This window comes from Marinobacter sp., from assembly GCF_041686475.1.
Taxonomy (GTDB): Bacteria; Pseudomonadota; Gammaproteobacteria; order Pseudomonadales; family Oleiphilaceae; genus Marinobacter.
This window is the reverse complement of record NZ_JAWLDU010000012.1, coordinates 5,928-21,117: the sequence shown is the minus strand read 5'-3', so window position 1 is coordinate 21,117 and position 15,190 is coordinate 5,928. Positions and strand designations below refer to the sequence as shown.

Here is a 15,190-nt window from a genome sequence, read left to right as displayed (position 1 = left end):
CATACAGACAGCACACGCTCCCTTGGAGGGGGCGTGTGCTGTCTGTCGTTGAAGTCAACCGATTCCAGTGATGGCCTGCAACAAAAAGCATACTTTCGGGTCTGACGCAGGCTACGACACAGTCACATACTGACCGAGCCAATTCTCGTGCTGGCCCTGTTCAATGACCGGCATAGCCGAAAACCGGTTTTCCCCTCTTATCAATTTCCTGCTAATCTGGTTGCCTGTTGAAACCAACTCCGAAGTCCGGGGCCAGGCGGGGACGGTATTCCGAAACCGTGCGGAGCCATGGGTGAAGCGCAAAGCGCTTCACGGGCAAGCCACGGACGGCTTGCCCAGGACCTTTGGGGCGACGCAGGAGCAGTAAGCCACAAAGGGCGGAGCCCGATCCTACAGTGACGTATTCACAGCGTGTTTCGGCACACCGTCCCCGCTTGGCCATACTCAGAGTAAGACAATAAAAACCTGTTTGGAGAGACCCATGGAAAACGGCACCCACTATCGTACCTGCCACCTGTGTGAAGCCATGTGCGGTGTTGCGATCGAGGTGAAAGACGGGCATGTTGCCTCCATCAAGGGCGACGAAGACGACCCGTTAAGCCGTGGCCATATCTGCCCCAAGGCGGTAGCGCTCCAGGACCTTCACGAAGACCCTGAACGGTTGCGCAAACCGGTGCGCAAGACCGCAGAGGGCTGGCAGGAGATGGAATGGGACGACGCCTTCGACCTGGTGGCGGACCGCCTGCACAGCGTGCGCAAGGAACACGGCCGCAACAGCATTGGCGCCTACCTGGGTAACCCCAACGTACACAACCACGGGTCACTGGTGGCCACCATGCCGTTCCTGAGAGCACTGGGCACCCAGAACCGCTTCTCTGCCACCTCCAATGACCAGCTGCCGCACATGCTGGCCAGCCTGGAAATGTTCGGGCACCAGATCCTGTTTCCCATCCCGGATATCGACCGCACCGAACTGTTCATCTGCATCGGCGCAAACCCCATGGCCTCCAACGGCAGCCTGATGACTGTCCCGGATTTCCGCGGCCGCCTGAAGGCGCTCAAGAAGCGCGGCGGCAAGATGGTTGTGGTGGATCCCCGCCGCACCGAAACCGGCAAGCTTGCTGACGAATTTCATTTTATCCGGCCCGGGACTGATGCCCTGTTGCTGATGGCCATGGTGCGCACCCTGTTCGAGGAAAACCTGGTCAATCTCGGACACGCCGAATCCTTTACCAGGGATGTCGACCTGGTACGGCTGGCCTCCCTGGGATTCACACCGGAAGCCGTGAGCGAACAGACCGGAATGCCAGCGGCAGAGATACGCAACCTGGCGCGCCAGCTTGCCACCACACAGCGGGCCGCTCTCTACACGCGCATGGGCACCAGTACCCAGGCCTTCGGCGGCGTCGCCACCTGGCTGGCTTACGTGCTCAATATCCTGACCGGAAAGCTCGACAGCACCGGTGGCGTGATGTTCACCCAGCCGGCCATCGACCTTATCGCCCTTGGCGGCATGGCCGGCCAGCGCGGGCACTTTGCCAAGCGTTTCAGCCGGGTGAAAAAGTTGCCCGAGTTTGGCGGTGAATACCCCGCCAGCACCATGGCAGACGAAATTCAGACCCCGGGTGAGGGCCAGATCCGTGCTTTCGTGACGGTAGCCGGCAACCCGGTGCTCTCCAGCCCTAACGGTGGCCGTCTCGACGAAGCATTCAGCGGGCTGGATTTCATGGTATCGGTGGACTATTACCTCAACGAAACCACCCGCCATGCGGATGTAATCCTGCCGCCAACCGCTGGCCTGGAGCGCAGCCACTACGACCTGATTTTCAGCATGATGGCTGTCCGTAACACCGCCAAGTACAGCCCCGCCCTGTTCGATGCTGGCAAGGATACCCGTCACGACTGGCAGATCCTGCTCGAGCTCGCCCATCGCCTGGAGAAAAAACGCAAGGGCGGGCGATTGCCTGTACGGGCCGAAATGGGCTGGCGCGCTTTCAAGCAGATCGGGCCCGACCCGATTCTCGACATGATGCTCCGTGCCGGACCTTATGGTGCCGACATTGGCCGTGTCCGCGGCATTGTCCAGCCGGCCATTGACCTGGTCATGGACATTCTACCGGAGCGCCATCCGCTGCGCGGCCTTGCCAAACTCAGCCCGCTGAACCGGCACTGGCAGGATCTGCCCAAGGGACTTTCCATCAACGCCCTGAAACAGCTACCCAATGGCGTAGATCTGGGGCCGCTGCGCCCGTGCATGCCTGGCCGGCTCTTTACCCGTGATCGCAAGGTAAACCTGGCCCCGCGCCGCTACCTCCAGGACCTTGAGCGCCTGCACGCTCTGCTGTCTGCCCCTCCCACAGACGGCCTGCTGCTGATCGGGCGCCGGCATGTTCGCAGCAATAACTCCTGGATGCACAACAGCCAGCGGTTGGTAAAAGGCAAAGAGCGCTGTACCCTGATGTTGCACCCTCAGGACGCCTCCCGTTGCGGGCTTCAGGCCGGGGATTCGGCCGAGGTTGCCTCGTCTGCCGGCAAGATTGTATTGCCTGTGGAAATTACTGACGACATCATGGCAGGTGTGGTGTCGGTGCCCCATGGCTGGGGCCATCATCGCGACGGTACCAGGCAGTCGGTCGCTGTTGCACACGCCGGAGCCAGCATTAATGACGTTATCAGCGACGAGCAGACAGATCCGCTGGTTGGTACTTCCGTACTTAATGGACAGACGGTGAAAGTGAAAGTCTGGCGCGCGGAGCGACCACGTAAACTGGCCTGAACCACTGAACGGAGAAACCTATGCCCCTGTGGCTGCAATGGACACTGATTATCACCGGCCTTCTGGCCATCGCCTTGCTGGTAGCGTTTATCATCCGCCAGTCCCGTACTCTGCAGGATGGCAAGAAACGACAGGCCAAGACCGAAGCGTTCCAGAAGGAACGTCGTGAAAACATGGTGGAAAGCATCCGCGTTCTGGCAATGGCGGTGGAAGAGGATCAGGTGGAGTATTCCGAGGCCTGCCTGCGTATCAAGGGGCTGCTTGATCACGTCTCCCCTGAGCTGCTGGAACAGTCGCCCTTCCGGGTGTTTCAGGAAGTGCATGACCTGATCCAGCATATGCCAACCCATCGGGCACGTCAGGAAACAGACGGGCGGTTCGTAGAGAAGATGGATCGGGAAAGACTGGCCGTTGAGGAAGAACACGCTGATGCCATTCGACGCGCGGCTACGGCTATTCGTCACCATTCCTTCTAGCTCTCAGGCCGGCTGCCTGCCGGCCATGGGACCATCCTGTAATTATTTTTGTAACTTTTTGTAAATCAAATAACCGCCCGGAGATATGATTAGCTTTACAAATCAATCTCTTCAGTTGTTACAGAAATATGACTCCCCGATCACTTACCAAACACTAACACGACTGGCTTTTATTTCCCTTCAGATTGGCTACTTTTAAACCAGAACGTTGCCTTTACTGACCCAGCAACGGCTCTTGTTGTTTTCTCCTGAACACGTTTGGTTTGATCTGCAACAAGCGGGTGAGCTTGCCGGCCTTCGGGCCGGCTTTTTTGTGGCTACTGGCTCATCATTCCTGCCATGGCCATGATGCTGTCCTTGTTGTGGACAAGTTCGTCGAACTGATCCTCAACCTTTTCCCGGTCCAGCCCCAGTGACTCATAGAATTCAGCGCTCACTTCCTCTCCAGCCCCCAGCGCCACACCCCGCCGGGTCAGCAATTGCCGGCCCAGCCACAACAGTTTTCCATAAACCGCATGGGCACCGTCATAGTCAGGATTCTTCTGGTTGCGAATGGCCAGGCAGACTTCGTCGGGCATGCCCCAGTTCTGCATCAGCTCCGCTGCAATCTGCTCGCGGGTTACCCCCAGCAGAAAATGCTCGATCAGCGAAGAGTCCATATGGGGGTTGGCTTCCAGTGCCCGGCATACAAGCTTGAAGTGCGGCGGAAATACCTGGGCCAGCACCAGGTAGCCAAAGTTGTGCAGCAGGCCTGAAAGGTAGGCCAGGCCGAATACCGGGCGTTCACCGCGGGGCATCATGCTGGCGAGGATGCCTGCAGACTGGGCCTGCCAGATGGCCTGCTGCCAGTAGTCGACATAACCTTCCGGGTGATCCTGGGGCTGTTTCAGAGCGCGGCCGAGGGACAGCCCCATGGCCAGGTTCATGACCAGGTCGAATCCCAGAATCCGTGATACCGCATCGTGCACCGAGCGCACCTGCCCTGCTGCGGCATAGAAAGACGACGAGGCCCAGCTGACCACCTGGGCCGCAAGGCTGGGATCACTTTCCACCACATCCACCAGATCGCCCATGACCGAATTGGGATTGACCCGCAAATGGATAATCCGCTGTGCAGTTTCAGGCAGCGGAGGCAGTTCCAGGGTATCTTCGAGACGTTGCTGAATGCGCAGGGTGGTAAATCGCCGAATAGCGGAATGCAGCTGGTCGCGGTCCCGTTCGGGGCTGTTCAGGTTGACGGCAATGGTGTCTGGCGCCACTGAGAACGCCTTTCTCTCGGCCGCAGCGGTAATTGCCCTGAACTCATCACCGGGCATGACCACGCAAAGGTTCTGGTCACCGAGTACCAGCGCGACAGAGGCCTGCTCATCCACCCGCGTATCCACGACGGCGGGCCATCCGGTCAGGGACGGCAGCGCCGGCAGCTCAGCAAGGCCGGAGCGCTCCCGGATGCGAACCTGCTCCCGTCTTTTCATCACCCGCAGGTCCCGCCCGAGCTCTTTATTCAGGGCGTCGATATCAAGCATGTCTCCCTGCCGACAGATGGCCTGCAGATTTCCCTGTTCGTCGCTGAGCAGCACCATCCGCAGCAGTTCATCGTCTCTGGCCTGACTCACATCACGCAGGGAAACGCCGGCGGCTGAATCTCCCAGTGCCTGCCGGACTACGACAGGTAGCTCCATAAGTTTCTCCCACAATAATGACGGTACCACGCTGGGCACGTTGGTTATCATCCAGTATAGGGTACAAACCACAACCCGACGTTGACTTCAGACTAGTTCCTGCCGGCTTTTGATGCGAATTCACGTCCCGGTTATACATCACCGTAGCGAATTCGCTCGCCCAGCCAACGGCGGATCAGGCCATTGACCAGAGCCGGCTGCTTCATCAGGCCCGGCGCCATTTCCCGCACGGGTTCTATCCAGCCCTTGTCGCGCTCGAAATCCGCCAGGCGGAACTGCATCATGCCGGTCTGGCGGGTACCCAGCACCTCACCAGGGCCCCGTATTTCCAGGTCTTTTTCCGCGATCACGAAGCCGTCCTGGCTGTCTCTCAGCGCCTGCAACCTTGACTTGCCGTTGAGGGAAAGGGGCGGATGATACATCAGCACACAAAAGCTGGCCTCTTCTCCCCGGCCAACCCGGCCTCGCAGCTGGTGAAGCTGGGCAAGCCCCAGGCGCTCCGGGTTCTCGATAATAATAAGCGAGGCGTTGGGGACATCAACCCCCACTTCGATCACGGTGGTGGCCACCAGGAGATCCAGCTCCCCCTGCTTGAACTGCTCCATCACCGCCGCCTTCTCGGCAGCTTTCAGCCGACCATGAACGAGCCCAAGTTTCAGATCCGGCAATCGTTCCGCCAACTCCTGGGCGGTCACCTCTGCCGCCTGGCACTGCAATGCTTCCGACTCTTCAATCAGAGTACACACCCAGTAGGCCTGCCGGCCTTCCCGGCAGGCCTTGCGGACGCGATCGGTGACATCGTCACGGCGGCTGTCGGGGATGGCGATGGTTTCGATCGGTTTGCGGCCGGGCGGGAGCTCATCAATCACCGAGGTATCCAGGTCCGCGTAGGCACTCATGGCCAGGGTACGGGGAATCGGGGTTGCCGTCATGATCAGCTGGTGTGGCGCCATGGTGCCGCCCACACCTTTCTCCCGCAGCGCCAGGCGCTGGTGCACGCCGAAACGGTGTTGCTCATCCACGATCACCAGTGCCAGCCGGTGGAAAGCCACGTCTTCCTGGAACAACGCATGCGTGCCAATCGACACCGACGCGCTGCCACTGCCGATCTCCTCAAGAGCTTCCTTGCGGGCCCTGCCCTTGATCTTTCCGGACAGCCACGCCACCCGTATGCCCAGGGGCTCGAGCCAGCCGCGGAAGTTGTGGTAATGCTGCTCGGCCAGTATTTCGGTGGGCGCCATCAGAGCTATCTGAGCGCCGGCACCAATGGCCTGCAGCGCAGCCAGGGCGGCCACCACGGTTTTACCGGAACCCACATCGCCCTGGACCAGTCGCAACATCGGGACTGGCTGGCTCAGATCCTGCCGAATCTCGCTCATTACATGACGCTGGGCACCGGTGAGGCTAAAGGGAAGAAGGTCAAGAAAACGCTCTGGCAGGTCGCCGGTGGGAAGTAAAGGCAGGGCTTCCCGGGCCTGAACCTGCTGGCGAACCTGTAACAGGCTGAGCTGGTGTGCCAGCAGCTCTTCCATCACCAGCCGTTGCTGGGCCGGGTGCCGCCCCTCTACCAGTAAATGAACCGGTGCGCTGGCCGGTGGGGAATGCACCAGCTCTACCGCCTCGGTGATGCCGGGCAGCTGATAGCTTGCCAGCAATTCTGCCGGCAGCCATTCACGGATCGGGTAACGTTTCAGGTAGCCCAGCGCCTGCTGGCAAAGACTTCGCACCCGCGGTTGCTGTATGCCTTCGGTGAGGGGGTATACCGGTGTCAGTGTTGCTTCGCCCCGGGCCGGCATGGGCGGGGGGTTGACCTGATATTCCGGATGGTAGAACTCATAACCCGCCCGCCCCGGCCGCACCTCCCCGAAGCACCGGACCCGCGCGCCCTCGGTAAGCTGGTTTTTCTGGGCTGCGTTGAAATGGAAAAAACGCATGACCAGGAAACCGCTGCTGTCTTTCAGGGTCACCTGCAGGCTGCGGCGGCGCCCCATTACCAGGTCGGCCTTCATCACCTCCCCTTCCACCACGCCAACATCGCCGATGCGAAGATTACCCATGGGAATGATGCGGGTGCGATCCTCGTAACGGTGCGGCAGATGAAACAGCAGGTCCTGCAGTGACTGGATACCCAGTTTCGCAAGCTTTTCCGCGAGGGCGCCGCCAACGCCCCTGAGAGTGGTAACCGGGATGCCTTCCAGTGACGTCATATCCTGGCTCAGGCAGTTACGGCAGCAGCGGGGGTTTCGATTTTCGCTTTTTCAATCACCCGGCACTGGCTGGCTGCCAGTGACAACACATCAATCGCCTTGGGCCGCGGAAAAGTCACCCGCCACGCCAGCGCAACGGTCCGGAAAGGTACCGGTGCCGAGAACGGCCGGACCGCCAGGATGCTCTCGTCGTATTGCATGGCTGTGGCTGCGGAAAGCGGCAGCACTGTAATACCCAGGCCGGAAGCCACCATGTGACGAATGGTTTCCAGGGAACTGCCTTCGGTAACCAGCGCCGGAGACGTTGCACTGTTCGGGTTACGGGTGACCGCGTCAACCAGCGGCGGGCACGATTCCAGTACCTGGTCACGGAAACAGTGACCCGGGCCCAACAGAAGCAGCTGCTCCTGCACCAGTTCGTCTGCCGTCAGGCTTTCCCGCTCAGTCAACGGGTGGCCGCCAGGCAGAAGCACCACGAACGGCTCGTCATACAATGGCAGAGTCACGACTTCAGGCTCTTCGAAGGGCAGCGCGATGATAATGGCATCAAGCTCGGACTGGCGCAGTTTCTGGCGCAGCGAAGCGGTGTAGTTTTCTTCGATGTACAGCGGCATCTCCGGGGCTCCGCGGCGCAATTCCGGTAGCAGATGCGGAAACAGGTAGGGCCCGATGGTATAAATGGCCCCGACTTTCAGGGGTGCGTTGAGCTGGTTCTTGCCATCCTGAGCCATGTCGCGGATAACGCCCACCTGGTCCAGAACCCGCTGCGCCTGCTCGATGATCCGCTTGCCGGTTTCGGTAACGCGGATGCTATTCTTGCTGCGCTCGAACAGGGGAATGCCCAGTTCGTCTTCCAGCTTCTTGACCGCCACACTAAGGGTAGGCTGGCTGACATGGCAACGCTCGGCAGCGCGGCCAAAATGCCTTTCCCGTGCGAGGGTAACAACGTATCTTAACTCGGTGAGAGTCATGGTGGGCTCCGGTCAGATCTCGTCCAGCTCAGGGCGCAATTGGGCGCCCTTCTAAATTTATTAGCCAAAGCATAAGGATTGATATTGCCTATGGCAATCACTGAACACAAGCAGATGCCCCGCGTACTCGTCGCAGGCTGCGGCAAACTCGGTGGCGCTATTGCAAAAAGTCTTTTACGGCAGGCAGAGGTATTCGGTTTACGGCGCAATCCGGCCCGGATTCCCCAGGGGGTTCACCCCCTGGGCGCCGATCTGCTGGACAGACAACAGATTGAGTCAGTGCTGCCGGATGATCTCGATATCGTGATCTATTGCCTGACCCCCTCCAGCTACGATGAGCAGGGCTACCGCAATGCCTACGTCCGTGGCCTGGAAAACCTGTTGGCTGCCCTGGGTTCCCAGCCGCTCAAGCGCCTGATCTTTGTGAGCAGCAGCAGCGTCTATTCCCAGGATGATGACTCCTGGGTTGATGAGAGCAGCCCCACGAAACCTGCCCGTTTCAGCGGCCAAATGGTCCTGGAAGGCGAACAGACGGCGCTGACCAGTGGTCATCCTGCCACTGTCGTGCGTTTCAGTGGCATTTATGGGCCCACACGCCAACAGTTTCTGGACGCGGTCATGAACGGCCGTATGGACCCGGCATCCCCTGCCCCGTTCAGCAACCGGATCCATGAGGCCGATGCCACAGCGGTGGCCTGCCACCTGGTGAATCTGGCATTGGAAGGCAAAGCTCTGGAACCGTGTTACCTGGCCAGCGACTGTGAACCGGTGAGGCTGGACGAAGTGGTGACCTGGGTGAGAGAGCAGGCACCCTGCGCGGCTCCGCAGCCTGATGCCCGTAAGGGCGGCCGAGCAGGCAGCAAACGCTGCAGTAACAAACGTCTGCTGGAATCCGGATTTCGCTTCCGTTACCCGGATTTCCGGGCCGGTTACCGGGAACTGATTGCCTGGCACCAATAAAAAAGGCGGCCTGTAGCAGGCCGCCTCAGCGATTCGCTGGCGCGGGAATCAGCTCAGTACCATCACCGCTTCCATCTCCACCGGAACCCCCTTGGGCAGGGCTGACACCCCGACAGCGGCGCGGGCAGGATAAGGTTCCGGAAAATAGGTCGCCATGATCTCGTTTACCGTGGCGAAGTTGCTCAGGTCGGTCATGTAGATATTGAGCTTGACGATGTCCTTGAGTTCACCGCCGCCGGCCTCGCAAACGGCCTTCAGGTTTTCGAACACCTGACGGGTCTTGGCAGCGAAGTCACCCGCCACGACTTCCATGGTTTCCGGTACCAGCGGAATCTGTCCGGAAATATAAACGGTGTCCCCGGCTTTTACAGCCTGGGAGTAGGTACCGATCGCCTGCGGCGCATTTTCGGTCTGGATTACGGATTTGTTGGTCATGACCTTGGGGCCCTCTGTTTCAAAACGCCAATCGTCACCTCTGGGCGACCGGCCTGTCAACACACTGAAAATGCCGCTCAGCCGAGCGATCAGTTGCTGCCTCAGTGCCTCACCCGGTTTATATGGATAATGGCGCGAATATTCCTGATCCGCCGCATCACCCTGGCCAGATGCCGGCGACCGTTCACATGCACCACCAGGCTGACGATACCCAGCCTGGCGTTCTGCTCTTCTACGTTGATGCGTTCAATATTGCCGTCCGCCATGGCCACGGCGTTGGCCAGTTCTGCAATCACACCACGTTGGCGCTCCAGCTCTACCCGGAGCTCAACTGAAAACTCGTTGGCAATGTCCTTGGCCCATTTCAGGTGAGTCAGGCGCGCCCGGCCCTCGTCGTCTTCCGGCAACCTGGTGCAGGTGTCCGAATGGATGACCATGCCTTTTCCGGAATCCATGGCACCTACCACCGGGTCCCCCGGAATGGGTTTGCAACAGTTGGCGAAACGCACCAGCAGGCCTTCGGTGCCCCGGATGGTGACCGGGCTGCTGTCGGCCTTGTCCATGACCGGCGCCGAGGCGGCATCCGACGCTTCACCTTCCGCGCTGCCGCTGACCAGTTGCCGGGCAACCAGATACGCCATACGGTTACCCAGGCCAATATCGCTGACCAGATCGTCGAAGCTTTCCACCTGGTTGTGGGTGACAACGGCCTGGATCTGCTGTTCGCTGATCTTCGACAGGCTGGTTCCAAAACCCTTGAGAGATTTCTTCAGCAGGGTCTTACCCAGGTCCAGGGATTCGGCGCGCTTCTGATTCTTGAGCACATGACGAATGCTGCTGCGGGCCTTGCCGGTGACCACGAAACTGAGCCAGGCCGGATTCGGTCGGGCGCCAGGTGCGGTAATGACTTCCACCGTCTGGCCACTCTGCAGAGGCTGGCTCAGGGAACCCAGAGTGCGATTGATGCGGCAGGCCACGCAGGCATTTCCGATATCGGTATGAATGGCATACGCGAAGTCCACGGGCGTAGCGCCGCTGGGCAGCTCCATGATCTTGCCCTTGGGAGTGAACACGTAGATCTCGTCCGGGAACAGATCCACCTTAACGTGCTCGATGAATTCCAGCGAATCGTCCGCGCGCTCCCGCATTTCCATCAGGCCCTGCACCCAACGGTCTACCCGCGACTGATTAGCGCTGGTAACACTGGAAGGTTCATTCTTGTACATCCAGTGAGCCGCAATACCATTGTTGGCGATGTGCTCCATTTCCTCAGTGCGGATCTGGATTTCGATGTTCACATGCATGCCAAACAGGGTGGTGTGCAGGGACTGGTAGCCATTGGCCTTGGGCATGGCTATGTAATCCTTGAAGCGGCCCGGCAGCGGCTTGTAGAGGCTGTGTACAGCGCCAAGGATGCGGTAACAGTCGTCTTCGGTGTCGGTAATGATTCTGAAGGCGTAAACATCCATGATTTCATGGAAAGATTTCTGCTTGAACTTCATCTTGTTGTAGATGCTGTTCAGGTGTTTTTCCCGCCCCAGGATGCGCCCCGGCAGACTGCGCTCTTCCAGCTTCTCCTGCAGCTTGCCGCGGATATCGTCGATAATCTCCCGGTGACTGCCACGCAGTTTTGCCACCGCCTTGGAAATATACTTCGAGCGCATCGGATACAGGGATGAAAAGCCCAGGTCTTCCAGCTCGGTACAGATCGAATGCATCCCCAGACGGTTGGCAATCGGCGCGTAGATATCGAGGGTTTCATTGGCGATGCGCTGACGTTTTTCATAGGGCATGGGCCCGAGGGTACGCATGTTGTGCAGGCGGTCCGCCAGCTTGACCAGGATCACGCGTATGTCCCGCGCCATGGCCAGGGTCATCTTCTGGAAGTTCTCGGCCTGGGCTTCGGCACGGGAGCGGAATTCGATCTGGGTCAGCTTGCTGACGCCGTCCACCAGTTCGGCGACATCGTCACCAAACTGTTCGGACAGTGCATCCTTGGGAATGCCAGTGTCTTCGATCACGTCATGGAGCATGGCTGCCATCAGGCTCTGGTGATCGAGCTTCAGGCCGGCAAGGATATGGGCGACTGCCAGGGGATGGGTGATGTAGCGGTCACCGCTCTTGCGCATCTGCCCTTCATGGGCCTGTTCGGCATAATAGTAGGCTCTTCGCACCTGATTGATGCGATTGGTATCGAGATAGGTGCTGAGTTCACTGGCCAGCACATCAACCGTTGCCTCTGCCGACACCGCGCCTCCGTGGGGATACTGAATTTCAGGGATAAAAAAACCCGAATGCGTGCATTCGGGTCCTTCCGACGTAATTCCGGTAATGCCTACAGATACACTATAAAACCGCAGTACCAGATTTCAATGCTTTCGGCGGGTTAACAGCAAATATTCCCGCCTCACATGCTACTCGTCGTCATCTTCCGTGAGGAGATCACGGGAGATTTTGCCTTCGGCAATTTCGCGCAAGGCAATAACGGTTGGCTTATCGTTCTCTTCGGCAACCAGCGGCTCGTAGCCCTTGGTAGCGATCTGGCGGGCGCGCTTGGTGGCCAGCATAACCAGCTGGAACCGGTTATCAACGTGTTCAAGGCAATCTTCAACGGTAACTCGTGCCATAACTTCCCCGACAATAACAAAAATGACTGATTTCAGCAGACCGAGTAGTGTAATCCCGCCGGCTCAATTTGTATACAGTTAAAACCCGTGGTCAGCGGCGCTCGGACAATCTGGCCAGCAACCCGGAATAGCGGATCTGTTGCGTCTGCATGCGCAGGCGATGGCAGCGAACGATCGACAACAAGTCTTCCAGCGCAACGTTGAAATCGTCGTTGACCACCAGGTAGTCGAACTCCACCGCGTGGCTGCACTCGTCCGCGGCTTCGTTGAGACGCCGCTCCACCACCTCCGATGCATCCGTTCCACGCCCATTCAGGCGTTTCCTCAGTGACTCCGGTGACGGCGGCACGATAAAAATACTGACGCAGTCCGGCATCAGGCGACGCACCTGTTCCGCACCCTGCCAGTCAATTTCCAGAATCACATCCTGGCCGGCGGCCAGCTTCTTTTTCACCCAGACCTGAGACGTGCCGTAATAATTCCCGAAAACATCCGCGTGTTCCAGGAAATCGCCACGGCCAATCATCGCCTCGAACTCCTCGCGGCTGACGAAATGATAGTTCACGCCATCCTGCTCACCAGTGCGCATGGACCGGGTTGTATGGGACACGGAAACGCCGAGTTTCTCGTCCTGCTCCAGCATTCCCGCCACCAGGCTGGTTTTACCGGCACCCGACGGGGCGGAGATCACGTAAAGCGTGCCTTGTTCTGATTGCTGGCTCATGGCGCAAACAACTCCGGAGCTTGTCTGGTTTTCAGCTGGCGCGGGGCAAACCGGCCACCGTAATAATAGCGAGGGCGGGATTATACGGCGTTTTCACTGCCCCCGCATCCAGCGAGCGTCACTCCAGGTTCTGCACCTGCTCCCGCATTTGCTCGATCAGCACTTTCAGGTCCACAGCGGCCCTGGTGACCCGGGCATCAATGCTTTTACTGCTGAGCGTGTTGGCCTCACGGTTGAGCTCCTGCATCAGGAAATCCAGCCGCCGCCCGATGGCATCATCGCCCTGAAGGGTTTCAGACACTTCGGTGATATGGGCATCCAGCCGGTCCAGCTCTTCGGCGACGTCACTTTTCTGGGCCAGCATCACCATTTCCTGGGCAATGCGATCCGGGTCGATCTCCACCTTTGCCTGTTCGAACCGGTTTTTCAGGTGTTCCTCCTGGGCGCTGATCAACTCCGGCATTCGCTCCCGCACTTCGGCAACCAGATCACCCATGGTGGCAAGGCGGTCTTCGAACAGCGGGCGCAGACGCTCCCCTTCACGCTCTCTGACCGTGACCAGCTCACTTACCGTGCGCTCGAACAGCTCTCCTGCCGCCTTTTTGGCCGGGCCGTAATCCTGCTCCATGGACGCCAGTACCCCGGGCCATCTGAGAATATCCAGGGCGCTGATGTGTGCCGGATTATCCAGCATTTTGTTAATGCGGTTGGCCGCCTCGTTCACGGCGTGGGCCACGTCTTCATCAATCTCGACGCCCTGGGACGCCGTTTCCGTCGTCTGCAGACGAATCGCCACATCCACCTTGCCCCGGCGCAGCTGTTTGCGCAGCTGCTCGCGGAAACTGTTTTCCAGCTCCCGCAACGCCTCGGGCAGTCGGAAGGACGGCTCCAGGTAGCGGTGGTTGACCGTGCGAATCTCGCAGGTAAGGGTGCCCCAGCTCTCCTGGGTATCCTGGCGGGCAAAGGCCGTCATACTTCTGATCATGGTGACTCCGCGTTGGCAAAGAAGCAGATATTCCAGTCTAGCAGGGTGACTGCCTGCACAGCGAACAGACACCCCTGACTGCGTGTTATACTCCGCAATCTTTCGACATTGCAATCGACCGGGACTGGTGTCCCGTCTGGCTCCCGAGGGGCGAGACGGGACACTACCCCGGACACTCACTACTGATACCAGGAATGACTATGAGACCGAGCGGAAGAACGCCGGAACAATCCAGAGATATTCGCATTACGCGCCACTACACCCGCCACGCCGAAGGCTCCGTGCTGGTGGAGTTCGGCGACACCAAGGTGATCTGTACCGCCTCCATCGAAAACAAGGTTCCGCCTTTCCTGCGCGGCGAAGGCAAAGGCTGGATCACGGCTGAATACGGCATGCTGCCCCGCTCCACCGGCAGCCGCATGGGCCGGGAAGCCGCCCGCGGCAAACAGGGTGGCCGCACCGTGGAAATCCAGCGCCTGATCGGCCGCTCCCTGCGCGCCGCGGTGGACCTGAGCGCCCTGGGCGAGCACTCCATTACTATCGACTGCGACGTCATCCAGGCTGACGGCGGCACCCGTACAGCGGCCATTACCGGTGGCTGCGTGGCACTTGTGGACGCGCTGAATCACCTGGTGAAAGAAGGCCGGCTGAAGAAGTCGCCCCTGAAGCAGATGATTGCGGCTTTTTCAGTCGGTGTTTACAAGGGTACGCCAGTGCTGGATCTTGATTACCCGGAAGACTTCGAAGCCGAGACCGACATGAATGTGATCATGACGGATCAGGGTGGTTTCATTGAGATCCAGGGAACGGCCGAGGGTGCGCCTTTTGAGCAGGAAGAGCTTGATGGCATGCTTAAGCTGGCAAAGCTGGGTATTGGGCAGTTGTTTGAGGCCCAGAAGGCGGCTTTGGAAGCTTGATTTTCTGGAAGCTGGTTTGTCGGATTACGCCTTCGGCTAATCCGGTATCTACGGTTTTCGGTTAACTCTGGAGTCTGGGCGGGCTTGGGGAGATGGGCCTTCCCGGACCGTCTCCGGCCAGGGATGGCCGGAGTCGAGCGCACAGGGATGTGCTTGTAGCGTGTCCGGGAAGGCCCATCTCCCCGAGACCGCTTACTCGGAAATTTACAACCCAATCTCTATGTCGTAATCCATAATCACCGGCGCGTGGTCAGAGAAGCGGGTGCTGTCATCGATCCAGCCATCGCGGATGGTCTTGCGGATGCCCGGTGTCAGTAGCTGGTAATCCACTCGAATGCCGGCATTCCTGCGGGACCCCTCGGCCTGTTCTGGCCACCAGGTGAACTGGTTGCTCTGCTTGTTGATGTCGCGGAATGCGTCAACACAGCCC

At 59.2% G+C, this 15,190-nt stretch carries 12 protein-coding genes and 1 pseudogene; 4 read left to right on the top strand and 9 right to left on the bottom strand.

The features are described 5' to 3' along the window. Positions 1 to 481: 481 nt before the first annotated feature. Both ACESMB_RS04620 and ACESMB_RS04615 read left to right on the top strand, forming a co-directional pair. Positions 482 to 2,776 (top strand): molybdopterin-dependent oxidoreductase, encoded by a 2,295-nt coding sequence (locus ACESMB_RS04620; RefSeq protein WP_372971004.1) that lies wholly within the window; start codon positions 482 to 484, stop codon positions 2,774 to 2,776. Positions 2,777 to 2,796: 20 nt separating this feature from the next. Continuing rightward, complete coding sequence (locus tag ACESMB_RS04615) at positions 2,797 to 3,252, top strand: DUF2489 domain-containing protein (RefSeq protein WP_372927218.1); 456 nt, start codon at positions 2,797 to 2,799, stop codon at positions 3,250 to 3,252. A 317-nt stretch (positions 3,253 to 3,569) separates the two neighbouring features. Here the strand turns inward: ACESMB_RS04615 and ACESMB_RS04610 are convergent, their stop codons facing one another. The 3 genes from ACESMB_RS04610 to ACESMB_RS04600 all read right to left on the bottom strand — a co-directional run bounded on the left by ACESMB_RS04610 (position 3,570) and on the right by ACESMB_RS04600 (position 8,112). Next, on the bottom strand, positions 3,570 to 4,934 hold the full coding sequence (locus tag ACESMB_RS04610; protein ID WP_372927219.1) for an HDOD domain-containing protein: 1,365 nt from the start codon (positions 4,932 to 4,934) through the stop codon (positions 3,570 to 3,572). Between the two features lie 131 nt (positions 4,935 to 5,065). Next, complete coding sequence (recG, locus tag ACESMB_RS04605; RefSeq protein ID WP_372971003.1) at positions 5,066 to 7,141, bottom strand: ATP-dependent DNA helicase RecG; 2,076 nt, start codon at positions 7,139 to 7,141, stop codon at positions 5,066 to 5,068. 8 nt (positions 7,142 to 7,149) lie between these two features. Further along, positions 7,150 to 8,112, bottom strand: coding sequence for a hydrogen peroxide-inducible genes activator (locus tag ACESMB_RS04600; protein WP_372927221.1), 963 nt, complete (start codon positions 8,110 to 8,112; stop codon positions 7,150 to 7,152). Between the two features lie 90 nt (positions 8,113 to 8,202). On the opposite strand from ACESMB_RS04600, the gene ACESMB_RS04595 reads away from it, so the two are divergent. Further along, a complete protein-coding gene (locus ACESMB_RS04595) occupies positions 8,203 to 9,072 on the top strand; it encodes an NAD-dependent epimerase/dehydratase family protein (protein WP_372927222.1) in 870 nt (289 codons plus the stop codon). A 48-nt stretch (positions 9,073 to 9,120) separates the two neighbouring features. On the opposite strand, the gene ACESMB_RS04590 is transcribed toward ACESMB_RS04595, so the two are convergent. From ACESMB_RS04590 to ACESMB_RS04570, 5 genes are all read right to left on the bottom strand, one after another. Beyond that, positions 9,121 to 9,507, bottom strand: coding sequence for a RidA family protein (locus ACESMB_RS04590; RefSeq protein ID WP_372927223.1), 387 nt, complete (start codon positions 9,505 to 9,507; stop codon positions 9,121 to 9,123). 101 nt (positions 9,508 to 9,608) lie between these two features. Beyond that, positions 9,609 to 11,756 (bottom strand): RelA/SpoT family protein, encoded by a 2,148-nt coding sequence (locus ACESMB_RS04585; protein WP_372971002.1) that lies wholly within the window; start codon positions 11,754 to 11,756, stop codon positions 9,609 to 9,611. A gap of 165 nt (positions 11,757 to 11,921) precedes the next feature. Further along, the gene (gene rpoZ, locus ACESMB_RS04580) at positions 11,922 to 12,134 is read right to left on the bottom strand and encodes a DNA-directed RNA polymerase subunit omega (protein ID WP_372927225.1); all 213 of its coding nucleotides are present in this window, start codon (positions 12,132 to 12,134) and stop codon (positions 11,922 to 11,924) included. Positions 12,135 to 12,225: 91 nt separating this feature from the next. Next, on the bottom strand, positions 12,226 to 12,858 hold the full coding sequence (gene gmk, locus ACESMB_RS04575; RefSeq protein WP_372927226.1) for a guanylate kinase: 633 nt from the start codon (positions 12,856 to 12,858) through the stop codon (positions 12,226 to 12,228). Positions 12,859 to 12,976: 118 nt separating this feature from the next. Further along, the gene (locus ACESMB_RS04570; protein ID WP_372971001.1) at positions 12,977 to 13,843 is read right to left on the bottom strand and encodes a YicC/YloC family endoribonuclease; all 867 of its coding nucleotides are present in this window, start codon (positions 13,841 to 13,843) and stop codon (positions 12,977 to 12,979) included. Positions 13,844 to 14,043: 200 nt separating this feature from the next. Here ACESMB_RS04570 and rph point away from each other — a divergent pair, with 200 nt between their 5' ends. Continuing rightward, positions 14,044 to 14,760, top strand: a complete 717-nt coding sequence (gene rph / locus ACESMB_RS04565) for a ribonuclease PH (RefSeq protein WP_372971000.1) — start codon at positions 14,044 to 14,046, stop codon at positions 14,758 to 14,760. Between the two features lie 204 nt (positions 14,761 to 14,964). Here rph and ACESMB_RS04560 read toward each other — a convergent pair. Next, a pseudogene (locus ACESMB_RS04560) lies at positions 14,965 to 15,190 on the bottom strand (exodeoxyribonuclease III); the annotation flags it as partial.